This is a genomic window from Halopseudomonas sp. T1L2 (assembly GCF_055397385.1).
This window is the reverse complement of sequence record NZ_AP040865.1, coordinates 2815485-2838245: the sequence shown is the minus strand read 5'-3', so window position 1 is coordinate 2838245 and position 22761 is coordinate 2815485. Positions and strand designations below refer to the sequence as shown.

Below are 22761 nucleotides of genomic sequence, written 5' to 3'. Positions count from 1 at the left end.
CTGCTGCAGGCAACCGGGCGGGTGCCCGGTTGTGCCGCTGCTACTGGGCCAGCAGCCCCGGCAGCCAGGTCACCAGGCCAGGCCAGCAGGCGGCGATCAGCAGCATGAGCAACTGAATGAAGATAAACGGCAGCACCCCGCGATAGATCGCCGAGGTAGGGACGCTGGCCGGGGTGACGCTGCGCAGATAAAACAGCGACAGGCCAAAGGGCGGCGTCAGGAATGAGGTCTGCAGGTTCAGCGCGATCATCACCCCGAGCCAGACCGGGTCGATGCCCATGCTCAGCAGGACCGGGCCGACAATCGGCACCACCACAAAGGTGATCTCGATAAAGTCGAGGATAAAGCCGAGCAGGAAGATTGCCAGCATCACCACCAGCATCGCGGTGAAGGCGCCGCCGGGCAGGGCGTGGAACAGGTCGTGGATCAGGTCATCGCCGCCGAAGCCACGGAACACCAGCGAGAAGATCGAGGCGCCGAGCAGGATCATGAACACCATGGCGCTGATTTCGGCGGTCGCCTGCGCGACCTCACGCAGCTTGCCAAAACTCAGTTGGCGTTTGGCCAGGGCCAGAATTGCTGCGCCCAGCGCGCCAACGGCGGCGGCCTCAGTGGCGGTGGCAATGCCGCCCAGAATCGACCCCAGTACCGCCATAATCAGCAGCAGCGGCGGCAGCAGGCTGCGCAGCAATTGGGGGATCGAGACGGCGGCGCGCTCCGCGTCGGTTGGCGCGGGCAGTTTGCCGGGCTGGCGCCAGGCGACAAAGGCCAGATACAGCAGATACAGCACGACCAGCAGCAACCCGGGCAGCAGGGCACCGACGAATAGGTCGCTGACGGTGACCGTCTTCGGAGAAAAGATACCGAGCCGTTGCTGCGCTTGCTGATAGGCGTTGGACAGCACATCGCCCAGCAGCACCAGAATGATCGACGGCGGAATGATCTGCCCGAGGGTGCCGGTTGCCGCCAGCGTGCCGGTAGCCAGCGCCGGGTCGTAGCCGCGGCGCAGCATGGTCGGCAGCGCCAGCAGGCCGAGGGTGACCACGGTGGCGCCGACAATGCCGGTACTCGCCGCCAGCAGCGCGCCGACGATGCAAACCGAGAACGCCAGCCCGCCGCGCAAACCACCGAACAGTCGCGCCATGGCGTCGAGCAGATCCTCGGCGATGCGTGATTTCTCCAGCATGACACCCATGAACACGAACAGCGGCACCGCCATCAGTGTCTGATTGGTCATGGTGCCGTACAGGCGGCTCGGCAGGGCGCCCAGGAAGCTCGGCTCAAACAGGTCAAAGATGATGCCGATACCGGCGAACAGCAGCGAGATGCCGCCCAGGGTGAAGGCCACCGGGTAGCCGGCCATCAACGCCAGACAGAGACAGACGAACAGCGCAATCGCCATGAATTCCCCGCCCATTACAGGTGCTCCTCATGACTGGCTGGCAGGTGTCCGGGCCGGACGCCACTCAGTACCGCCAGCGTTTTGAGGATCTGTGCCACGGCCTGCAGCAGCAGGCTGGCGACCAGCAGCAGGATGAGACTCTTGTGCAGATAGACCCAGGGCAGACCGCCGGCATCGGCCGAGCGCTCCTGTCGTTGCCACGACATGCCGACGTAATCCCAGCAGTTGTACGCCAGAAACAGGCACATGGGCAGCAGAAACAGCAGGCTGCCGGTCAAGTCGACCAGCGCCTTGCCGCGCTGCTGCAGGCGGCGGAAGAAAATGTCGACGCGTACATGGGCATCGCGCTGCAGAGCCCAGGCCGCGGCGCCGAGAAACACCAGCGAGTGCGCGTAGAGAATGAGTTCCTGGGTAGCAGTGGCGCCGATATCGAAGCCGTAACGCAGCAGCACCACGGCGCAGGTGAGCAGCACCATGAGCAGTGTCAGCCAGGCAACGCTGCGCCCCAGCAGGCTGGTGGCACGGTCGATGAGGCAGGCCAGTGAGAGGCCCGTGGCGGTAAGGCGTTGGAACATGTGACAGCAGTCCGTCAGGGCCGCCGGGCAGCCGTCTCGATCAGGACGGGATGACCCGGGTGCGGCCGCGATCGTCGATGGCAACGAAGACGAAGGTGGCCTCGGTTACCTTGCGGCTTTCGTCGTGGGCCAGATCTTCGCTCCAGACTTCGACCAGGATCTTGATCGAGCTGCGGCCGATATCCAGTACCTCGCCATGGAACGCGAGCTGGGCGCCAACCGGAACCGGCACCATGAACCCCATGCGGTCAATCGCAACGGTGGCAACGCGGCCGCGTGCTATGCGGGCCGCGATACTGGTGCCGGCGGTATCCATCTGGGCTACCAGCCAGCCACCATAAATGTCGCCAAAGCTGTTGCAGTCCCGCGGCAGGGCGGTAATTTTCAGCGCCAGTTCGCCCTGTGGCACGGGATCGGTATCTAATTCGTGCATTGGTAGACTCGACAGTGGTCTATTGTAATTGTTGTGCCAAGCTTCGGCGGAACGCCGACCGCGCGGCAAGCCGCCTATGGTAAGGGATTGGGGGCAGGCTCTCAATCGTTGTGTGAGCGCGTTGTGCCCGCTATCTCGCGGAGTTTGCGCCCTTCACACAATTGTCATAATTCCTGAATAGAGTTGTCACATCGCATCCCAATACTGAGTCGCGTGTTGCAAACACTACCTCAACAGGAGAATGACATGAAACTCAAGCGCTTGTTCGCTGCTGTGACCTTCGCTGCCGCCGGCGTCGCCGCCAGCTCCAGCTTTGCCGCCGTTGATCCGGCCCTGGAAGACTACCAGCGTGTCGGCGGTGTATCCGGCAACCTGTCCAGCGTCGGCTCCGATACTCTGGCCAACATGATGACCCTGTGGGCCGAAGAGTTTAAGCGCCTGTACCCCAACGTCAACATTCAGATTCAGGCCGCAGGTTCGTCCACTGCGCCGCCGGCTCTGACCGAGGGTACCTCCAACCTGGCTCCGATGAGCCGCATGATGAAAGACAGCGAGATCCAGGCATTTGAAGAGCGTTATGGCTACAAGCCGACCGCTGTTCCGGTTGCTATCGACGCCCTGGCTGTGTTCGCTCACAAGGACAACCCGATCGAAGGCCTGACCATGGCTCAGGTTGACGGTATCTTCTCCGCTACCCGCCTGTGCGGTGGTGAAGATCTGGATACCTGGGGCAAGCTGGGTCTGACCGGTGCATGGGCTGATCGCGACATCCAGCTCTACGGCCGTAACTCGGTTTCCGGTACCTACGGTTACTTCAAGGAAAATGCGCTGTGCAAAGGTGACTTCCGCAGCGGCGTGAACGAACAGCCGGGCTCTGCTTCTGTCGTTCAGTCGGTCAGCCAGTCGCTGAACGCGGTCGGCTACTCCGGTCTGGGCTACCGTACCTCCAGCGTTCGCGCCATCCCGCTGGCGGCAGAAGAAGGTCAGCCGTTCATCGAAGCCAACGAAGAGAACGCTATCGCCGGTACTTACCCGCTGTCGCGCTTCCTCTACGTTTACGTGAACAAGGCCCCGAACGGCGAGCTGGCTCCGCTGGAGCGCGAGTTCGTCAAGATGATGCTGTCCAAGCAGGGTCAGGAAGTGGTCTTCAAGGACGGTTACGTGCCGATGCCCAAGCGCGCTGTGGATAACGTCCACGAGCAACTGGGCTTCTAAGTTCGCAGCTGTCGGGCACGGATGCCGGGCAAAAAGGGGGGTGTCACTGACACGCCCCTTTTTTGCCGTCATCAGGCTGTAATCAATTCGTCACATTGACCCTGTAGGGTGTGCGCCATGACTACCCAATCCCCATCCAAGACGTCCAGCGTCGACTTCAATACTCCGGCGATGCAGCGCCATCGGGCCATGCGTCATTTCAAGGACCATTTTACCCGTTGGTACGTTGCGGTCGGTGGTCTTGGCGTTATTGTCGCTGTCCTGCTGATTTTCCTCTATCTGCTGTATGAGGTGCTGCCGCTGTTCGGTGGGGCCGAGATTGAGGAGCGCGAGCGTTACAGCGCAAGCTGGGTGCAGGCCGACGATCCGCCGCTGATGCTGGCGATGGAAGAGCAGGGCGAGGTGGCGATTCGCGTGGCCCGGAGCGGCCAGGTGAGCTTTTTCAATGCCCGTGACGGCAAGGCGGTGCTGCAACAGCAGCTGCCGATTCCGGCCGGTGCGCAGGTGACCAGCTTTAACGTGGAAACCCCCAATTCCCGTCGCTTTGTGGTGGGCCTGAGCAATGGCCAGGTGCTGATTGCCCAGCATGACTACAAGGTGACCTATCCGGACGATGTGCGGCTGATTACGCCCAGCCTGAACTTCCCGTACGGTCAGGAAGCGATCACCCTGGACGAGCAGGGGCGTGCACTGGATCAGGTCGCCATGAGCAGCGACAGTAACGGTCTGACCCTGGCCGGCAGCATCGGCAGCGATCTGGTGGCGACCAGTGTCAGCATCAAGCGCAACATGATGACCGGTGCCGAAACTCGCAGCGAATCCCGGTTGGCACTCGACCCCGCTCAAGGCGAGGTCACTCGCATCCTGATCGATCCGCTGCGTCAGTGGATGTATGTGGTCAACGGTGAGCAGCACATTGATGTGCTGGCGCTGCGCAAAAAGGGCGAGCTCAATGGTCGCTACAAGGTGGTTGAGGGCATGGGCACCTCGATTACCTCGGTCAATCTGATGCTCGGCGGTATCTCGCTGATTGTCGGTGACAGCAGCGGCGAGCTGAAACAGTGGTTTATGGTGCGCGGCAACGGCCACCCGCTGCTGACCGAAGTGCGTGATTTCGATCAGCAGCAGGGCGAGTCGATTGCGCTGATTCAACCGGAAGAGCGTCGCAAGGTGTTCCTTGCTGTCGATACGGCTGGTCAGTTGGGCATCTACAATTCGACCGCGCACAACAATCTGCTGGTCGAGCCGCTGGGCGAGGGTACGGTGAGCGCCGTAGCCATCGGTCCGCGTGCCGATCATCTGCTGGTGGAGCACGGTAACGGCGAGTTGAGCTACTGGGACGTGCATAACGAGCACCCGGAGATTTCCTGGAGCTCGCTGTGGGGCAAGGTCTGGTACGAAAGCTATCCGGAGCCGGATTACGTCTGGCAGTCGACCTCGGCCACCTCCGAGTTTGAACCCAAGCTGAGCCTGGCGCCGCTGACCTTCGGTACCCTCAAGGCGGCCTTCTACGCCATGCTGCTGGCAACGCCGCTGGCGATCGCCGCTGCGGTCTACACCGCCTACTTCATGGCGCCGGCGCTGCGCCGCAAGGTCAAGCCGATCATCGAGCTGATGGAAGCGCTGCCGACGGTGATTCTCGGCTTCCTCGCCGGTCTCTGGCTGGCGCCTTTGCTGGAGGACAACCTGCCGGGTATCGTCTCTCTGCTGATCCTGACACCGATCGTGTTTATCGCCTTTGCCTACGGCTGGAGCCGTCTGCCGGCACGTATCCGGCTGCGGGTACCCGAGGGCTGGGAAGCGGTGCTGTTGATCCCGGTGGTGATGCTGCTGGGCTGGGCCTGTTTTGCCATGAGCGTCTATATCGAGGCCTGGTTCTTTGGTGGCGACATGCGGGTGTTCCTGACCCGCGACATGGGCATCAACTTCGATCAGCGCAACTCACTGGTGGTGGGTCTGGCCATGGGCTTTGCGGTGATCCCGACCATCTTCTCGATTGCCGAAGACGCCGTATTTAGTGTGCCCCGCCACCTGACTCAAGGCTCGCTGGCGCTTGGCGCCACCCCGTGGCAGACGCTCAGTCGCGTGGTCATTCTGACCGCCAGCCCGGGTATCTTCTCCGCGGTGATGATCGGCATGGGCCGTGCGGTAGGTGAAACCATGATCGTGCTGATGGCCACCGGCAACACGCCGATCATGGACTGGAACATCTTCGAAGGCATGCGCACCCTGTCGGCCAATATCGCGGTCGAAATGCCGGAATCGGAAGTGGGCAGTACCCATTACCGGGTGCTGTTCCTGGCAGCGCTGGTGCTGCTCAGTTTTACCTTCCTGATGAACACGGCGGCGGAGCTGATTCGTCAGCGCCTGCGCAAGAAATACGCCTCTCTCTGACCACAGGACTCTAGACAGTGAAACAAGGCAACTTCACAACCTGGTTCAAATCGGGCAGCCCCTGGGTCTGGATGAATGCAGGCGCGGTCGCCATCGCGGTGATCATGACCCTGGGTCTGCTACTGCTGATCGCTGTGCGCGGTCTGAGCCACTTCTGGCCGGCTGACGTCATCGAGGCGGAATACACCATACCCGGTCAGCCGACCATTACCCTGATCGGTGAGGTCACTACCCGCGAACAGGTGCCGACCGAGCGTCTGCATGGTGCCGGCCTGCCGGTGGATCCGGAAAAAACCGAGTTTATGGATCGCGAGCTGCTGAAAGTCGGCAATCGTGACCTGTACGGCGCGGATTTCCGCTGGATCGTCGCCGACTGGCTGGAAAACGAGCGCACGCCCGAGGATATCGTCGTTATCGAGCGTCGCGAGTGGGGCAACTTCTATGGCTATCTGCTGCAGGTCAAGCAGGCCGGTCAGGTCATCGCCGAAGGCGATCAGGCCTGGACAGCACTGCAGCCGGCGGTCGATCGGGCACTGGGTATTTACGATGAGATCCATGCGCTGGAGACCGGCGCCATTGGCAAGATCAACGCCGAGCTGGAGCGCATTCGTCTTCGGGAGCGTGGCTACGAACTGGACAATGCGCTGACCGATGACCGCAAGGCGCAGCTGGAAGCCGAGCGCAAGGTTCAGAATGATCTGTATGCGGAGCTGGAAGCCAACCTGATCGACCTCTATCGGGAGTTCAATCGCGACAGCATCCGCGTGCGAGCGATGGACGGCCGCGAAAAGGACATCAACCTGAGTGCGGTAGTTCGGGTATTCCAGCCCAACGCCATGGGCCCGACTGCGAAGGTTGGTCACTATTTCAGCAAGCTGTGGGAGTTCGTCAGCGATGAGCCCCGTGAGGCCAACACCGAGGGTGGGGTGTTCCCGGCGATTTTCGGTACCGTGATGATGGTGCTGCTGATGTCGATCATTGTCACCCCGTTCGGTGTGCTGGCTGCGGTCTATCTGCGCGAATATGCCAGGCAGGGTGCGGTGACACGGACCATCCGCATTGCGGTGAACAACCTCGCTGGTGTTCCCTCGATCGTTTACGGCGTATTTGGTCTCGGCTTCTTCATCTACCTGCTCGGTGGCAATATCGACCAGCTGTTCTTCCCCGAGTCGCTGCCGGCGCCGACCCTGGGCACCGGCGGTCTGCTGTGGGCCTCACTGACCCTGGCGCTGCTGACCGTGCCGGTGGTGATTGTGGCGACTGAAGAGGGCCTGACCCGGATTCCACGGTCGCTGCGAGAGGGCTCGCTGGCCCTCGGTGCAACCAAGTCGGAAACCCTGTGGAAGGTGATTTTGCCGATGTCCAGCCCGGCGATGATGACCGGTCTGATTCTCGCCGTTGCCCGCGCCGCCGGCGAGGTGGCACCGCTGATGCTGGTCGGTGTGGTCAAGCTGGCACCGACCCTGCCGCTCAATGGCAACTATCCCTATCTGCACCTGGATCAGAAGTTCATGCACCTGGGCTTCCATATTTATGACGTCGGCTTCCAGAGCCCCAACGTCGAGGCAGCGCGGCCGCTGGTATATGCCACTGCGCTGCTGCTGGTGGGCGTCATTGCCGCGCTCAACTTTGCTGCGGTTTCGATTCGCAACCACCTGCGCGAAAAGTACAAGGCGCTGGAAAACTGATCACTCTTTCTAGGCGGACGCACAATTATGTCTAACACCACCAAAACCCATGCCATGGATATGAGCGCCCTGGGGCGCTCCCAGCAGGAACTGAACATGGACAAGGAGTCCATTGCGCTGGAAGTGCCGGACCTGTCCCTGTTTTATGACACCAAGCAGGCCCTGCACAATGTCAGCATGAGGATTCCGCGCAACCGGGTAACCGCGTTCATCGGCCCGAGCGGCTGCGGCAAGTCGACCCTGCTGCGCTGCTTCAACCGGATGAACGATCTGGTCGACAGTTGCCGCGTGGACGGCGAAATCCTGCTCGACGGCAAGAACATCTATGGCAAGGACGTGAACGTCACCGAACTGCGTCGTCGCGTCGGCATGGTGTTTCAGAAGCCCAATCCGTTCCCCAAGTCGATCTACGAGAACGTCGCCTACGGCCTGCGCATTCAGGGTGTAAACAACAAACGCACGCTGGATGAGGTAGTCGAGTGGGCGCTCAAGGGCGCGGCGCTGTGGGATGAGGTCAAGGACCGTCTGAACGAGTCTGCTCTGGGCATGTCTGGCGGTCAGCAGCAGCGTCTGTGTATCGCCCGCACCATCGCCGTGGAGCCGGAAGTACTGCTGCTCGACGAGCCGGCCTCGGCGCTTGATCCGATCTCGACGCTGAAGATCGAAGAGCTGATCAACGAGCTGAAGTCCAAGTTCACCATTGTGATCGTGACCCATAACATGCAGCAGGCGGCGCGGGTCTCCGACTACACTGCCTTCATGTACATGGGCGAACTGATCGAGTTTGGTGACACCAACACGCTGTTCACCAATCCGTCGAAGAAACAGACGGAAGACTACATCACCGGTCGGTACGGCTAACCGAGGGAGACATGCATCATGCCGTCAGATAAAGAAGCGTTTACTCAGCATATTTCCCAGCAGTTCAACGACGAGCTGGAGGAAATCCGTACCCACCTGCTGGAAATGGGTGGCCTGGTCGAGAAGCAGATCAACGATGCCATCGTTGCACTGGTTGAAGGCGACGCCAGGCTGGCTCAGCAAGTCCGTGAAAAGGACGATGCGATCAACCAGATGGAGCTGGATATCGACCAGGACTGCCTGCGTATCCTGGCGCGTCGCCAGCCCGCTGCCAGCGACCTGCGTCTGGTCGTGAGCATCAGCAAGATTATCGTTGATCTGGAGCGCATCGGTGATGAGTCGTCGAAGATCGCCAAGCGTGCGCTTGATCTGGTGGAGGAGGGGCAGGCACCGCGTGGCTACGTCGAGTGTCGCCATATCGGTCACCACGTGCGCCGCATGGTGCAGGAAGCGCTGGATGCCTTCGCCCGCATGGACACCGAACAGGCGTTTGCCGTTGCCCGCGAGGACAAGGCGGTTGATCAGGAATACAAGACCGCGATGCGCGAGATGGTGACCTTCATGATGGAAGATCCGCGTTCCATCGGCCGGGTTCTGAACATCCTCTGGGTACTGCGCTCGCTGGAGCGGGTCGGTGACCACGCGCGTAACATTGCCGAGCACGTCATCTATCTGGTCAAGGGTACCGATGTCCGTCACATCGGCCTCAAGCGCATGGAAGCCGAAGTGAAAAAGGACGGTGCCGACGAGTGAGTCGGTATTCGAGCCAACAAAAAACCCGCCTGGTGGCGGGTTTTTTGTTGGAGTTTTGTTATTACTGGCTGAGCACCCACTCGGCCAGAATACGGGCTTCTTCGTCGGTCACCTGGTTGGCCGGCATCGGAATCGGCCCCCAAAGGCCGGAAATGCCGTTCTTGATGTGGCCGGCCACGGTTTCCACCGCACCGTCCTGCCCGGCATACTTGGCGGCGACGTCCTTGTAGGATGGTCCTACGACCTTGGTGTCGATCTGATGGCAGGCGACGCAAGCCTTGGTCTTGTAGAGGGTTTCGCCGTCGGTTGCGAACAGCGAGCCTGACGCCAGCAGTGCTGCTGCGCCCAGGGCAGAGATCATCAGGTGTTTCATCAGGTGTTCCTCACGGGCTGTTATGTGCAGGTTGGCCTGCTTGTGTAATCGTACCGGTACGAGTCCCTAACATGGACGCTGCGCGTTGCTTTGACAAGTGCTCTTTTGTCGCAGCAAGCATGGACGAAAGAGGTAGATTTGAGTATGTTGCGGGACATAATTGCATTTTGTATCTTGCGTTTGCCCGCACCCGAAGACCAATAAAAAACAGGCGGGCGCCAGTGGCGGACGTCTGCACCCATAAAAACCTGATAATTCGGAGATACCATGGAGATCAAGTCTTACAGCATGAACTGGCATTACCCCACCGCCGTGCGCGTGGGTGCAGGGCGCATCAGTGAGCTGCCGAAAGCCTGCCGCCAGTTGGGCATGACCTCTCCGTTGCTGGTCACGGACCCGGGCCTGGCGGCCCTGCCGATGGTTGAGGCTGCGCTGCAGCTTTGCCGTGACGCCGGCCTGCAGGTCGGGCTGTTCAGTGCTATCAAGGGCAACCCTACCGGTGGCAACGTGGCCGATGGCGTAACCGCTCTCAAGGCCGGCAGCCACGACGGCGTCATCGCCTTTGGTGGCGGTTCCGCCATTGACGCGGCCAAAGCCATTGCGCTGGTTGCCCATCAGGATTGCACGCTGTGGGAAGCGGGCCCCGGTTCGGTTGATGCCAGCAAGATGCTGCCGGTGGTCGCCGTGCCGACTACCGCGGGTACCGGTTCCGAAGTGGGTCAGGCGGTGGTGATCACCGACGACGAAAACCACGTCAAGCGGGTCATCTTCCACCAGAAAATGGTCCCGGGTATCGTGTTGCTGGATCCCGAGCTGACCGTTGGCCTGCCGGCCAAGCTGACCGCCGCTACCGGTATGGATGCGCTGGCGCACAACCTGGAAGCCTTCTGTGCGCCGGTCTACCACCCGATGGCGGAAGGCATCGCGCTGGAAGGCATGCGTCTGGTCAAGGACTTCCTGCCGCGCGCGACCAAGCAGGGCGATGACATTCAGGCCCGCCTGCAGATGCAGGTTGCCTCGAGCATGGGTGCGGTTGCCTTCCAGCGTGGTCTGGGTGGTATTCATGCTGTTTCCCACAGCCTCGGCGCTGTCTATGACGCCCACCACGGGTTGCTGAACGCGATTGTCATGCCCTATATGCTGCAGGCCAACCGCCCGGTGATCGAAGAGGAAATGGCGCGTGCCGCTCGCTATCTGGGTCTGCAGAAGCAGAACTTCGATGGCATGCTGGACTGGGTGCTGGATCTGCGTGCCGACCTGGGTATTCCGCATACCCTGGCCGAGATCAACATCGACGATGCCCAGGCAGAAACCATTGGCGCGATGTCTGCCAAGGATGTTGCCGGCAGCACCAACCCGCAGCGTTACAACGCCGAGCAGTATCAGGCGATCTTCCTCAAGGCGTTGCGCGGCGAGCTGTAATTGCGCCGTACCGAGAAAGCCGGGCGTTTGCCCGGCTTTTTTTAGGTTCTTCACGGATTGCCGGGAAAGTCATTCTTGATCTTCATGAAAAAGAATTCGCTGTCCCGGTAACCGTAGGCCATCCGCTTGATCACCTTGATCCGGTTGTTGATACCTTCCAGCTGACCCGTGTGCATCGGCCAGCGCACCCTACTCAGGATGCCGCGCCAGTATCCTTTCAGGCGTTTAGCGAACTGCTTCAGCGCCGGTATAGCACTTTCATCAGCTAGGCGTAGCCACTGCTTCCATGCTGATCGCCAGCCCCAGGCGGTGGCGGGCGACCACAGTGCTTTGAGCTCTGCCTTCATCAAATAAACCGTCATCAGCGATTGGTTCGCCGCCAGCAGATCCTGCAGATGTACCTGCTGATCTTCTCGCTTGAGATTTTCTGGATTACGCAGCAGCAGCCACCGTGCTTGCTTGATCACCTTGCGGGCGGGTCTGTCATGGCGCAGGCGATTGGCCTCATCGACCCGTACCCGATCAATCACCTCTCGCCCATACTTGGCGATCACATGAAACAGATCATAAACAACGCGTGCTTGAGGGCAGTGTTGGCGCACCTCCAGGTCAAATGCGGTGTTCATGTCCATGGCCACTGCTTCGATCCGTGCGCAACCCTCCGCCCCCAGCGCTTCAAAAAAGGGTCTGACAGCAGCTCGGCTACGCCCTTCGCCAATCCACAGCACCCGGCGGGTATCGGCATCCAGCACCACGCTGGCGTAGCGATGTCCTTTGAATAGAGCGAACTCATCCATCACCAAGCGTCTGGGCTGCGCCTTCGGTAGCTTCTCCAGTGCGTCTTGTAGCGCCCGTCGCTCCAGCAAGCGCACGCTGTCCCAATGCAAACCAAACAGCTCGGCGACGTGCAGAGTGGGCAGTCTTTGACAGGCTTGGACCACAGCTTCGGCCAAGCGCTTGGTCATTCGCGAATAGCGGTCAAGCCAGCAGGTTGACTCCATTCTCTTGCCGCATGTGCTGCACCCGACGCGCCGCAGCCCCACATTCAACCGCACTTCACGGCCAAGGATGGGCAGGTCACGGATTGAGCGCTGGCAGTATTCGTGGATGGTGGTGCTGGGCTGATGGCAGCCGCTGCAGGTGGGTAATCTGTTGGGCTGCGGAATCAGGTCGATCAGCAGGTCGTCGCCGTCAGATCGGATCGCAGTAACAGAAAAGCCCTCCCAAAAGGGCAGAAACGTATTAATATCGTGCACAAGAACGCCGGTTTGTGGATGTGTTTGTTCGCACCAACATCATCTCTCAAACCGGCGTTCTTGTTTTTATCTTTCCCGGGATTCCGTGAAGAACCTTTTTTTATGTCGTGTGTTCAAGGGCAAAACGATTTTGGCAACTATCACGGGGCCGATGCGGCACATAAGGCTCCGGCTGCAAACGCAATACGAAGTGCGGTTTTTTCTCCAGTCTGCGTTAAGCTAGACGCAGCACTTCAGGAAAATTCACTATGTCGAAAGTATCGGTCCTGGTCGTCGATGATGCGCCTTTTATCCGCGACCTGGTCAAGAAAGCACTGCGCAGTTACTTCCCGGGCCTGCAGATCGAGGAAGCGACCAACGGCCGCAAGGCACAGCAGATGCTGGCGCGAGCGCAGTTCGATCTGATTCTGTGCGACTGGGAAATGCCGGAGATGAGCGGGCTGGAATTGCTGCAATGGTTTCGTGCGCAGCCCGACGGCGCGGGTGTGCCGTTCGTGATGGTGACCAGTCGTGGTGACAAGGCCAATGTTGTTGAGGCTATTCAGGCGGGTGTTAGCGACTATGTCGGCAAACCGTTCAGCAATGAGCAGTTGATTACCAAGGTTAAAAAGGCGCTGCATCGTGCCGGCAAGCTGGCGCAGTTTCAGGTCGGTGGAGCGCCACGGCCAAGCACGGGAATCGCCGCGGGATCGGTCGCGAACCTGACCGCCGGTCGCCCTGCCGAGGCGCCTTCCGCTCCGGCGGCAGCACCGGTCAGCTCGCCGTTGCTGAACAGTAATCGTGCGCCGGAAAAGGCCGCTCCTGCCACCAGTACCCAGTCTGTACGCGGGCAGGGCCAGCTGCGTCTTGCCGGCGAGCAATTCGCCTGTGTAATCAAGACCCTCAGCCTGCGTGATGCCCTGGTTGTGGTACGTCGTGGCGACCGGCTGCCACAGGTGTTTGAAAGCGGGGTGCTGGATCTGGAGCAGGATTCGGATCGTTCGGTTGCGCGTATCAATGGCTATGTGCACGCGGTGGCAGCGCTGGAAGCGAAGATGGACTGCGAGTGGGTCAAGGTGACGATCAAGTTCGTCGATCAGGACCCGGAGAAGCTGGATTACCTGTCGCGCCTGATCGCCTCCGGCACCGCCCAGTCACATTATTCGCCCAGCGCCTAGGCAGCGCGGCCTGGCGGGAAGTGGCAGCTGAAGGTGCTGCCCTGCTCCGGCACGCTGGTGATCTCCAGTCGGCCCTGATGACGCAGCAGCACATGCTTGACGATGGCCAGACCCAGACCGGTGCCGCCAGTGGTACTGTTGCGGCTGGTATCGACCCGGTAGAAACGCTCGGTCAGCCGGTTGATATGTTGCGGTGCGATACCGACACCATTGTCGCTGATGCTCAGATGCTGGCCCTGCTCGTCACTCCACCAGCGCAGGGTAATTTCGCCGTGGTCCGGGGTGTATTTCACGGCATTGAACGCCAGATTGGAAAACGCGCTGCGCAGTTCGCCTTCGATGCCGTGCATGCGGGTATTGCCCTCAATTTGCAGGGCGATGCGGTGACCGCGTTCGCCGGACAGCGCCTCGGCATCCTTGCGGATATGCTCCAGTAGCGGGCGCACATCAACCCGCTCCTGCTCGCCGGGATTGTCTGAAGTTTCCAGTCGGGCCAGCAGCAGCAAGTCGTGCAGCAGCGCCTGCATGCGGTTGGCCTGTTGCTGCATCTGCTGAAGGGGTCGTTTCCAGCGCGGATTGAGCTCGTCTTCCAGATCCAGCAAGGTTTCCAGGTAGCCAACCACCACCGTCAGCGGGGTTCGCAGCTCGTGGGAGACGTTGGCGACAAAGTCCTTTCGCATCTGCTCCAGATTGTGCAGTCGGGTGACGTCGCGCACGACCATGAGCCGATCACCGGGGCCGTAGCGGGTGATGGCGTACTGCAGCTGAACGTTGAGGTTGGTTGGCGCCGGAATTTCCAGTGGATCACGGAAATCACCGCGCTCGAAGTATTCGATGAAGCGCGGATCGCGGATCAGGTTGCCGACGTGCTGGCCGCTGTCGTCCGGGGTGCGCAGCCCCAGCAGGCGTTCGGCGGCGTGGTTCCACCATTCCAGGTGCCCTTCGCTGTCGATCATGACCACGGCATCACGCAGAGCGGAGGTAGAGCTCTGGATGCGGTCGATCACCGCCTGCAATCGCGAGCGCATCTTGTTGTCGCGGCGCTGCAGGTGGTAGATGCTGTCGAAGATCTCGCCCCATACGCCACGGGCTTCCGGCGGCGGATCGTTGGGGTGCGCGCTGAGCCAGTCGGAGAAGCGGGCCATCTGGCGCAGGGTCCAGACCAGATAGCCACCCAGGCCGATAACCAGCGCCCAGGCTGGCTGGCCGACAATCCAGCCCAGCAGCAGACAGATCAGTACCAGCAGCAGGACCTGGCCGAGCACACGACTGAAGCTATTCTTGGCCACTGAAGATCCTCTTCAAAACAACGGCATCCCGATCAGGGTAACGGCCTGTGTCGCGGCCTGGCTGTCAGGCTTTGGTGGAAAACCGGTAGCCGGTGCCGCGCACGGTCTGGACCAGGTGTTCGTATTTTTCACCCAGCGCCTTGCGCAGGCGGCGGATGTGGACATCCACGGTACGCTCTTCCACATAAACATTGCCACCCCAAACCTGGTCCAGCAACTGACCGCGGGTGTAGGCACGTTCCTGGTGGGTCATGAAGAACTGCAGCAGGCGGTATTCCGTCGGGCCCATTTCGGCGGCGGCATTGTCGATGGTTACCCGGTGGCTGATCGGGTCCAGCATCAGTCCGGCCACCTCGATGGGTGCCTCGCTGTCGACCGGGCCGGCACGGCGTAATACGGCCTTGAGGCGTGCTACCAGCTCTCGGGGGGAGAACGGTTTGGTGATGTAATCATCGGCACCAACCTCCAGGCCCTGGATCTTGTTATCTTCCTCACCCTTGGCTGTGAGCATGATAATCGGCACGTCGGCAGTCAGCTCGTCGCGCTTGAGGCGTCTGGCCAGCTCGATACCGGTGGTGCCGGGCAGCATCCAGTCGAGCAGGATCAGATCGGGCTTGCTGTCGACGATACAGGCGTGGGCCTGTTGTGTATTTTCAGCTTCGAGGCAGGTGTAGCCCGCCATCTCCAGGGCCACCGCGATCATCTCGCGGATCGGAGCTTCGTCATCAACGATCAAAATGCTTTTGCCAGACATGGTTCACCGTCTTGTTGCCGCTGTGAGTCATGCGCCGATTAGATAACACTTTTATTTCAGTTGTATGACGCCGCAACGACGGGCTTTTATTGATGCAGCGGCTCCGGGTCAGTCAAGCCAGTAGTTCAGTGCGATTCCCATGAAAACCAGCATGCCCGCCCAGTGGTTGGCCAGAAAGGCGCTGAGGCAGGCGTTACGGTCCCGGTCGCGGATCAGCCAGTGCTGCCAGGCAAAGCCCAGCGTCATGCCCAGCAGGCCGAGGTAGTAGTATAGCCCCAGCTCAAAACGCAGCCCGGTCAGTAGCAGGCAGATGAGAGTCAGCCCCTGCAGCAGGCCGATGATCAGCTTGTCGGCCTCGCCGAACAGGATGGCGGTCGACTTGATGCCGATGCGCAAGTCATCTTCGCGGTCGCACATGGCGTATTCGGTGTCGTAGGCCACGGTCCAGAGCAGATTGGCGAGAAATACCAGCCAAAGCGGAAGCGGCAGCGCCTCGGCCTGGGCCGCAAAGGCCATCGGAATCGCCCAGGAGAAGGCCGCGCCCAGAATCACCTGCGGATAAAAGGTGAAGCGCTTGCAGAAGGGATATAGGGCGGCCAGGGCTACGCCAACGAAGGCCAGCTTGATGGTCAGGGCGTTGGTGAGCAGCACCAGCAGGCCGCTCAGTGCGACCAGAATGGCGAAGGTGATCAGGGCCTGGCGTTCGCTGATACGCCCTGTGGCCAGCGGGCGCTCTCGGGTACGTTGGACGTGGCCGTCGAAGTGGCGGTCTGCGTAGTCGTTGATGACGCAGCCTGCGGCGCGCATCAGGATGACGCCGACGACGAAAATGATCAGCGTGCTGATATCCGGAACCCCCTCGGCGGCCAGCCAGAGTGCCCAGAGTGTTGGCCAGAGCAGCAGGTAGGTGCCGATCGGGCGGTCCAGCCGCATCAGCTGAATGTAGTCATTGACCTTGGGGTTGATGCGCGCAATGGGTTTGATCAGCAGGCCAAGCAAAAGCGGTTCTCCCGTGAGAAGACAGACACTCAGGTGCCGGCCAGCGGCCAGCCCTGCAAGAATACTTCACATACCAGCAGCTGCAACTTGCCATCCGAGAAGTGCGAGCGGCGTGCCCACAGGCCCTCGCTGCGCCAGCTGGCCGGCAGCCGGTCGGCGGGGTAGCGGCTGATCTCGATCGGCCCCCGGCGGATCTGCGGGTTACGGAACAGCAGGTGACCCAGGCTGGTTGTGCCCAGACTGTCGAGCTCCACCGCTGCATTGCCCAGCGCACTGGTCGGTGCAACCGAGCGGGCGTAGACCCGGGGCGCTCCCGCCGTATGCAGCAACACCTCTCTGGTCCATACCAGGGTGCCGGGAGACAGCCCGAGGGCCGCAGCTTCGTCATCATGGGCGGGCTCGGGTGCCTGCTTCAGCAGTTCGACACGAAAGTCCTGGTCGCCGGCCTCGGTCAATCTGAGGGTGAGCGATCCTTCGTGGCAAAGCCAGTCGAACAGGGGAGCATCCGGAGGCGCGGGGTGGCGCTTGGCGGGATACCAGTCAGGCAGCATATCGGGCATGGGTGACGCGCAGGCAGCGTGGAAAAAGTGGGTAAAGGGTACCACGAAAGCCCTCTGCGGCGGGCACGGTCCGGCTGGCCTTGGACTTGCAGGGTAATTGCGGTAGTGTCGCGAAACCTTAGTTCTGAACACCGTGGGAAACAAGCATGAAGAAGTGGCAGTGTATCGTGTGTGGATTCATCTATGACGAGGCCGAGGGCTGGCCGGATGACGGTATTGCCCCCGGCACCCGCTGGGAAGATGTACCTGCGGACTGGATGTGTCCGGACTGCGGCGTCGGCAAGGAAGATTTCGAGATGATCGAGATCGGCTGAGCCTGCCTTTGTTCCAACTCATGTCACTGCAGGAGATGCCACGTGTCTGACAACGCCCCCCTGGTCATCATTGGCACAGGTCTGGCCGGGTATAACCTGGCCAAGGAATTTCGCAAGCTCGATGCCGAGCGCCCGTTAATGCTGATCAGTGCCGATGACGGCCGGTTCTATTCAAAACCGCTGTTGTCGACCGGCTTTGCCAAGGGCAAGGAAGCCGATGAGCTGGCCATGCAGGATGCCGAGGCCATGGCCGAACAGTTGGGTGCCCAGGTGCTGACCGGGCAGCAGGTGACCGCCATCGATACCCGTGAGCGCCTGGTTCGCCTGGGTGACCGCAGCCTGCCCTACAGTGATCTGGTGCTCGCGACCGGCGCGCAGGTGCGCACACTGCCCTGGCGTGAGGCGCTGGGCGAACGTCTTCTGTCGATCAATGATCTGGCCGACTATGGCCGGTTCCGTGCGGCGCTGAACGGGCGTCGGAGTGTGCTGATCGTAGGTGCCGGCCTGATCGGTTGCGAGTTCGCCAATGACCTGCGCCTCGGCGGTTTCGAGGTGACTGTGGTGGCGTCCGATCCCTGGTTGATGCCGCAACTGTTGCCGGAGCAGGCTGCCGCTGCAGTGCAGGCCGGACTGGAAGAACTTGGCGTTGAATTTCATCTCGGTTGTGCGATCGAGAACATGGTGCTGGAGGGCGACGGCCTGCGGGTGCGACTCGACTCCGGCGTTGAACTGGTCGCTGATCAGGGGCTGTCGGCGATTGGCCTGGTTCCGCGCTCGGAACTGGCTGAAGCCGCCGGGCTGTCGGCAGGGCGCGGCGTGCAGGTGGACAGGCAGCTGCGCACCAGTGATCCGCATGTCTATGCGCTGGGCGATTGCGCCGAGGTGGCAGCCCTCAACCTGATGTACGTGATGCCGCTGATGACCTCGGCGCGGGCGCTGGCAAAAAACCTCAGCGGCACGCCGACCGAATTGAGCTATCCGGCGATGCCGATCATGGTCAAGACGCCGGCCTGTCCCCTAGTGGTAACGCCGCCGTTGAGTGGCGTTGCCGGAAGCTGGCAGTGCGACGCCGAGGGGCGTGACGTACGCGCGCGTTTTGTCGACGCCACCGGTCAGCTGCATGGCTTTGCGCTGACCGGTGCCGCTGTTGCAGAGAAGCTGCAGTTGACCCGCGAATTGCCCGCCTGGCTGGACTGATCTCACCGACAATGTGGGACAGTTTGGCCTTTTGTCGGGAAAATCCGTGATTTTGCCCGGCTTCAGGCCTGCGACGACTGGCGAAACGAATTCAGTCGTGCCATGCTGAGCGAGCCTTGACAGACGGCCCGACCGGGCTCGGGAGCGTCTGGCAGGCCCGCCCCGAGGACGCGGCGGTCACAACAAAAACAACAGACAATGAGGCTTTATATGCGCAAACCAGATCTCGCAGCGGCGATTGCCGAAAAGGCGGACCTGAGCAAGGATCAGGCTAATCGAGTACTCAACGCCGTACTGGACGAAATTACCCAGGCGCTGAGCAACAAGGACTCCGTAACACTTGTCGGTTTCGGTACTTTCCTGCAGCGTCATCGTGGCGCACGCACCGGCAAAAATCCCCAGACCGGTGCACCGGTCAAGATCAAGGCCAGCAATACCGTTTCCTTCAAGCCGGGCAAAAGCCTGCGCGACGCGGTCAACTGAGTCTAATTTCCGCGCCAGGGGCCCAGTCGGGCCCCTGCCACCCGGCTCACGTCAGTCCCGGGCATTGCCCTGATAGCGGCTAACCAGTGAGCGCAGCGCATCGCGCGCATCCAGCACCTTGTGTACTACCTTGTCTGCGCTTTCCCGTTCCAGCCCGAGGCGTTGCAGCAGTGCATCCGCAATGGGTAGTCTTGGACCGCTGCCGATACCGTGTTCGCTGAGCAGCGCCAGTGACAGGTAGATCAGGTTGGCGTACACGCAATCGTCGCCTGCGTAATGGGCGTTGTGCTGCTGACGCAGGGCGGTGCAGACCTCGTCTGGCATGTCCCAGTAGCGCATCAGCCAGCTGCCGATCTGGTCGCGGGTAACGCCGATCAGGTGCTGCTCGATCTGGTGAGGCTGGACATGCGGATTGGCTTCGATGTGGCGGCAGATCAGCTGGAAGTAGGGCGGAAAGATATATGCCAGCACCAGATAGCCGAAGTTGTGCAGCAGGCCACACAGGTAGTTCAGGCCCATTTCCGGGCGCCGTTCCCGCGGCATGGCCTTGGCCAGTCCTTCGATCACCGCGGCCGTGTAGATGGCCTGCTCCCAGTAAGGGGTAGCGCGGTCAGGCGCATCGTTGGGCAGCTTGAAGGTCTTGCCCAGCGCCAGACCAACCGCCAGATTGATTACCAGATCAAAGCCTAGCACCCGGCCGATGGCGTCCTCGACCGAACGAATCTTGCCCGGAGCGGCGTAGTAGGGTGAAGCGGCCCAGCTGACGACCTGCGCCGCCAGGCTCGGATCGGTTTCGACCACGTCGGCCAGATCGTCTACACCGGCATCCGGGTTGACCCGCAGCTTCATCACCTTCTGCGCGGTTTCCGGCAGGGGCGGAATCTCGATGGTTTCTTCCAGGCGCTGCTTCATACGCAGGGCAGTGAAGTTCTGCACGGCGTTGCTGAGGTCCTGATCATCCTGCGCGGTGCTGATTGCCCGGGTATCCAGGCTGGCCAGCGGGACCGCAAACTGGGCCAGACTGACCTTGGCCAGCAGCGTGCGGGCATCGGCCTGATTAAGTACCAGGCTCCAGCCATCCAGCCCGCTGTCGAGAATCAGCTCGCTGTGATCCAGCAAGCTGCGCTCACAGACACAGGGCGAGTTGAACAGGATTGGCAGGCCCGGCAGCTGGTTCAGCTGATGCTTGCTGAGGATGCGCTGCAGTTCGCGGTTGCGCACCGGCTCCAGCTGGCGTCCGAGCAGGGCGCCGAGGGCCTTGAGGTCGAGCAGGTGGTCTTTCGGGATCAGGGTCAGCACGGTGCCAACGCTGTCGCATAGCAGGCTCGCCTGAATACGCTGCGAGGCAGGCCAATTGCCGTTGGCGGGGCGCAGCTGATAGGCGATCCCCTGCTGTTGCAGCAGTTTTTCAATCAGATCGGGCAGGCTGGCGCCAAGTGGCTCGGAAGCGGCGGTATTATTCATTATCTGTTCCTTGCTGAGTCAGGCGGTGCTGGTGCCCCGGTGTTGCAGGATGCTTGCTTGATTCTAGCGGCTCGTCTGAGTGCAGCATAGCTGCACTCAGACCTGGGCAAAATGCTGGCCGTCGGCTATCCAGCGATCCAGCAGCGGTTGTACCCGCTCCGGGTGGCTGCGCGCGAGTTGCTGCGCCGCCTGCTGGACGTCCGGCAGCAGATCGGCATCACGCACCAGATCGGCAATCCGGAACTGCACCAGGCCGGTCTGCCTGGTCCCCAGTACCTCGCCGGGGCCGCGCAGGGCCAAGTCCTTTTCGGCGATGACGAAACCGTCGGTGCTTTCGCGCATGATGCCCAGTCGCTCGCGCCCAAGGGCCGATAACGGCGCATGATAGAGCAGCACGCAGTGGCTGGCGGCGCTGCCGCGTCCGACCCGTCCGCGCAGCTGGTGCAGCTGGGCCAGGCCCAGACGTTCCGGATTTTCGATAATCATCAGGCTGGCGTTGGGCACATCCACGCCAACCTCGATCACCGTAGTGGCGACCAGCAGGTGCAGGTCGCCTTCCTTGAAGGCGGCCATGATCTCGGCCTTTTCAGCCGGCTTCATGCGCCCGTGAATCAGGCCGATGGAGAGTTCCGGCAGGGCTTCGCAGAGCGACTCCCAGGTTGCCTCTGCCGCTTGCGCCTGCAGTTGTTCGGATTCTTCGATCAGGGTGCAGACCCAGTAGGCCTGTCGACCCTCGGCGCAGCCGGCGCGAACCCGCTCGATGACCTCCGCGCGGCGGCTATCGGAAATCAGTACGGTATTGACCGGGGTGCGTCCGGGCGGCAGTTCGTCGAGGATCGAGGTGTCCAGGTCGGCGTAGGCGCTCATGGCGAGGGTGCGCGGGATCGGTGTGGCGGTCATGATCAGCTGATGCGGCGAGACACCGCCCGCGGCACCCTTGTCGCGCAGCGCCAGGCGCTGCTGGACGCCAAAGCGATGCTGTTCGTCGATGATTGCCAGGCCCAGATTGCGGAACTGCACGTCGTCCTGGAACAGCGCGTGAGTGCCGACAATCATCACCGCCTCGCCGCTGGCGATCAGTTGCAGCTGGTTGCTGCGCGCCTTGCCCTTCAGTTTGCCGGCGATCCAGGCCACTGACAGGCCGAGTGCGGCAAACCAGCGCTGGAAGTTGTTGAAGTGCTGCTCGGCCAGAATCTCGGTCGGTGCCATCAGCGCCACCTGCCAGCCGGCTTCGATGGCCTGCAATGCGGCGAGCGCGGCAACGACGGTCTTGCCGGCACCGACATCGCCCTGCACCAGACGCAGCATGGGCCGTGGTTGGGCCAGATCAAGCAGGATCTCGTCAGCCACCCGGCGCTGGGCGCCGGTCAGCGGAAAGCCCAGCTGAGCGACAAAGCGGTCGGCCAGCTCACCGGCAGCGCGCATCGGCGGCGCCTTGTGCGCCCGTATCTGGGCGCGCAGCCGCAGCATGGCCAGTTGATGGGCCATCAACTCCTCGAACGCCAGTCGGTGCTGGGCCCAGTGGCGGCCGTCCTGCAGGGCCTCGAGGTCGATGTCCGGCGGCGGGCGGTGCAGCAGCTGTACGGCTTCGCGCAGCGGCGGCAGCTGATAGGCCTCGGCCAGCTCCGGCGGCAGCCATTCGGTCAGGTGATTGCCTTTGGCGAGCCAGGCCAGCGCCGCGTCACTGAGACTGCGCAGACGCTGTTGCGACAGCCCTTCGGTGGCGGGGTAAATCGGTGTCAGGGTATCGCTGACCGGCAACGCCTCAGCGCCGTCGAGGTTGTGCAGCTCTGGGTGATAGATTTCCAGTCCGGAGGCGCCCGGCCGTACTTCGCCATAGCAGCGCCAGCGGCTGCCGCGGCTGAGGTTGGCCTTGAGCGCGGCGGAAAAATAGTAGAAGCGCAGGCTGAGGGTACCGCTGCCGTCCTGAATGCGGCAGAGCAGGCTGCGGCGCCGGCCCATGACCACCTCAGCGCCGAGCACTGTGCCTTCGATGACCGCGTCGAGCCCGGGGCGTAACGCGCCAATCGGCGTGACACGGGTGCGATCCTGATAGCGCATCGGCAGGTGAAACAGCAGATCCTGTACCGATGACAGGCCGAGCCGGTCCAGTTTGTCCGCGAGGGCTGGACCAATCCCCTTGAGCACGGTCAGCGGTGTCTGTTCACCCAC

Annotated in this window: 21 protein-coding genes; 10 read left to right on the top strand and 11 right to left on the bottom strand. The window is 61.6% G+C overall.

The genetic code is table 11. The features are described 5' to 3' along the window. Positions 1-40: 40 nt before the first annotated feature. From ACZ5WQ_RS13475 to ACZ5WQ_RS13465, 3 genes are read right to left on the bottom strand one after another with little or no spacing between them, the layout of a single operon-like run. Entirely contained in the window at positions 41-1417 is a 1377-nt protein-coding gene (locus ACZ5WQ_RS13475; RefSeq protein ID WP_269688412.1) for a TRAP transporter large permease, read from the bottom strand. Next, entirely contained in the window at positions 1417-1977 is a 561-nt protein-coding gene (locus ACZ5WQ_RS13470) for a TRAP transporter small permease subunit (RefSeq protein WP_269688413.1), read from the bottom strand. Before ACZ5WQ_RS13470 ends, ACZ5WQ_RS13475 begins: the two co-directional genes overlap by 1 nt. 40 nt (positions 1978-2017) lie before the next feature. Next, a complete protein-coding gene (locus tag ACZ5WQ_RS13465) occupies positions 2018-2410 on the bottom strand; it encodes an acyl-CoA thioesterase (protein WP_088275800.1) in 393 nt (130 codons plus the stop codon). Positions 2411-2656: 246 nt separating this feature from the next. On the opposite strand from ACZ5WQ_RS13465, the gene ACZ5WQ_RS13460 reads away from it, so the two are divergent. The 5 genes from ACZ5WQ_RS13460 to phoU all read left to right on the top strand — a co-directional run bounded on the left by ACZ5WQ_RS13460 (position 2657) and on the right by phoU (position 9321). After that, entirely contained in the window at positions 2657-3625 is a 969-nt protein-coding gene (locus tag ACZ5WQ_RS13460; protein ID WP_088275799.1) for a PstS family phosphate ABC transporter substrate-binding protein, read from the top strand. A gap of 117 nt (positions 3626-3742) precedes the next feature. Next, positions 3743-6019, top strand: coding sequence for an ABC transporter permease subunit (locus ACZ5WQ_RS13455; RefSeq protein WP_228245956.1), 2277 nt, complete (start codon positions 3743-3745; stop codon positions 6017-6019). Positions 6020-6036: 17 nt separating this feature from the next. Continuing rightward, entirely contained in the window at positions 6037-7707 is a 1671-nt protein-coding gene (gene pstA / locus ACZ5WQ_RS13450) for a phosphate ABC transporter permease PstA (protein WP_464382463.1), read from the top strand. A 27-nt stretch (positions 7708-7734) separates the two neighbouring features. After that, the gene (gene pstB / locus ACZ5WQ_RS13445; protein WP_088275795.1) at positions 7735-8568 is read left to right on the top strand and encodes a phosphate ABC transporter ATP-binding protein PstB; all 834 of its coding nucleotides are present in this window, start codon (positions 7735-7737) and stop codon (positions 8566-8568) included. Positions 8569-8586: 18 nt separating this feature from the next. Then, positions 8587-9321 (top strand): phosphate signaling complex protein PhoU, encoded by a 735-nt coding sequence (phoU, locus tag ACZ5WQ_RS13440; RefSeq protein ID WP_088275794.1) that lies wholly within the window; start codon positions 8587-8589, stop codon positions 9319-9321. Between the two features lie 61 nt (positions 9322-9382). Here the strand turns inward: phoU and ACZ5WQ_RS13435 are convergent, their stop codons facing one another. After that, entirely contained in the window at positions 9383-9682 is a 300-nt protein-coding gene (locus ACZ5WQ_RS13435; RefSeq protein WP_228246055.1) for a c-type cytochrome, read from the bottom strand. Between the two features lie 279 nt (positions 9683-9961). Here ACZ5WQ_RS13435 and ACZ5WQ_RS13430 point away from each other — a divergent pair, with 279 nt between their 5' ends. Continuing rightward, on the top strand, positions 9962-11116 hold the full coding sequence (locus tag ACZ5WQ_RS13430; RefSeq protein WP_088275791.1) for an iron-containing alcohol dehydrogenase: 1155 nt from the start codon (positions 9962-9964) through the stop codon (positions 11114-11116). Positions 11117-11166: 50 nt separating this feature from the next. On the opposite strand, the gene ACZ5WQ_RS13425 is transcribed toward ACZ5WQ_RS13430, so the two are convergent. After that, the gene (locus ACZ5WQ_RS13425; RefSeq protein ID WP_464382462.1) at positions 11167-12372 is read right to left on the bottom strand and encodes an ISL3 family transposase; all 1206 of its coding nucleotides are present in this window, start codon (positions 12370-12372) and stop codon (positions 11167-11169) included. 248 nt (positions 12373-12620) lie between these two features. On the opposite strand from ACZ5WQ_RS13425, the gene ACZ5WQ_RS13420 reads away from it, so the two are divergent. Continuing rightward, positions 12621-13529, top strand: coding sequence for a response regulator (locus tag ACZ5WQ_RS13420; protein ID WP_088275790.1), 909 nt, complete (start codon positions 12621-12623; stop codon positions 13527-13529). Here the strand turns inward: ACZ5WQ_RS13420 and phoR are convergent. From phoR to ACZ5WQ_RS13400, 4 genes are all read right to left on the bottom strand, one after another. Then, positions 13526-14818, bottom strand: coding sequence for a phosphate regulon sensor histidine kinase PhoR (gene phoR / locus ACZ5WQ_RS13415; protein WP_464382461.1), 1293 nt, complete (start codon positions 14816-14818; stop codon positions 13526-13528). The two genes, ACZ5WQ_RS13420 and phoR, sit on opposite strands and share 4 nt — an antisense overlap. Before the next feature lie 64 nt (positions 14819-14882). Next, positions 14883-15572, bottom strand: coding sequence for a phosphate regulon transcriptional regulator PhoB (gene phoB, locus ACZ5WQ_RS13410; RefSeq protein ID WP_233048533.1), 690 nt, complete (start codon positions 15570-15572; stop codon positions 14883-14885). A gap of 108 nt (positions 15573-15680) precedes the next feature. After that, complete coding sequence (ubiA, locus tag ACZ5WQ_RS13405; RefSeq protein ID WP_228245952.1) at positions 15681-16571, bottom strand: 4-hydroxybenzoate octaprenyltransferase; 891 nt, start codon at positions 16569-16571, stop codon at positions 15681-15683. Positions 16572-16600: 29 nt separating this feature from the next. Next, on the bottom strand, positions 16601-17131 hold the full coding sequence (locus ACZ5WQ_RS13400; RefSeq protein WP_228245951.1) for a chorismate--pyruvate lyase family protein: 531 nt from the start codon (positions 17129-17131) through the stop codon (positions 16601-16603). Between the two features lie 146 nt (positions 17132-17277). Between ACZ5WQ_RS13400 and rubA the strand changes: the two genes are divergently transcribed. The 3 genes from rubA (at position 17278) to ACZ5WQ_RS13385 (ending at position 19125) form a co-directional block, all read left to right on the top strand. Then, positions 17278-17445: a rubredoxin RubA gene (gene rubA / locus ACZ5WQ_RS13395; RefSeq protein ID WP_088275787.1), complete on the top strand. Its 168-nt coding sequence runs from the start codon at positions 17278-17280 to the stop codon at positions 17443-17445. 42 nt (positions 17446-17487) lie between these two features. Continuing rightward, a complete protein-coding gene (locus ACZ5WQ_RS13390; RefSeq protein WP_464382460.1) occupies positions 17488-18642 on the top strand; it encodes an NAD(P)/FAD-dependent oxidoreductase in 1155 nt (384 codons plus the stop codon). A gap of 210 nt (positions 18643-18852) precedes the next feature. Continuing rightward, the gene (locus ACZ5WQ_RS13385) at positions 18853-19125 is read left to right on the top strand and encodes an HU family DNA-binding protein (protein WP_088275784.1); all 273 of its coding nucleotides are present in this window, start codon (positions 18853-18855) and stop codon (positions 19123-19125) included. Positions 19126-19176: 51 nt separating this feature from the next. Here ACZ5WQ_RS13385 and ACZ5WQ_RS13380 read toward each other — a convergent pair whose 3' ends face one another. Together ACZ5WQ_RS13380 and recG are read right to left on the bottom strand one after the other, a co-directional pair. After that, complete coding sequence (locus ACZ5WQ_RS13380) at positions 19177-20589, bottom strand: aminoacyl-tRNA deacylase and HDOD domain-containing protein (RefSeq protein ID WP_228245949.1); 1413 nt, start codon at positions 20587-20589, stop codon at positions 19177-19179. Positions 20590-20685: 96 nt separating this feature from the next. Next, positions 20686-22761, bottom strand: coding sequence for an ATP-dependent DNA helicase RecG (gene recG / locus ACZ5WQ_RS13375; protein ID WP_464382459.1), 2076 nt, complete (start codon positions 22759-22761; stop codon positions 20686-20688).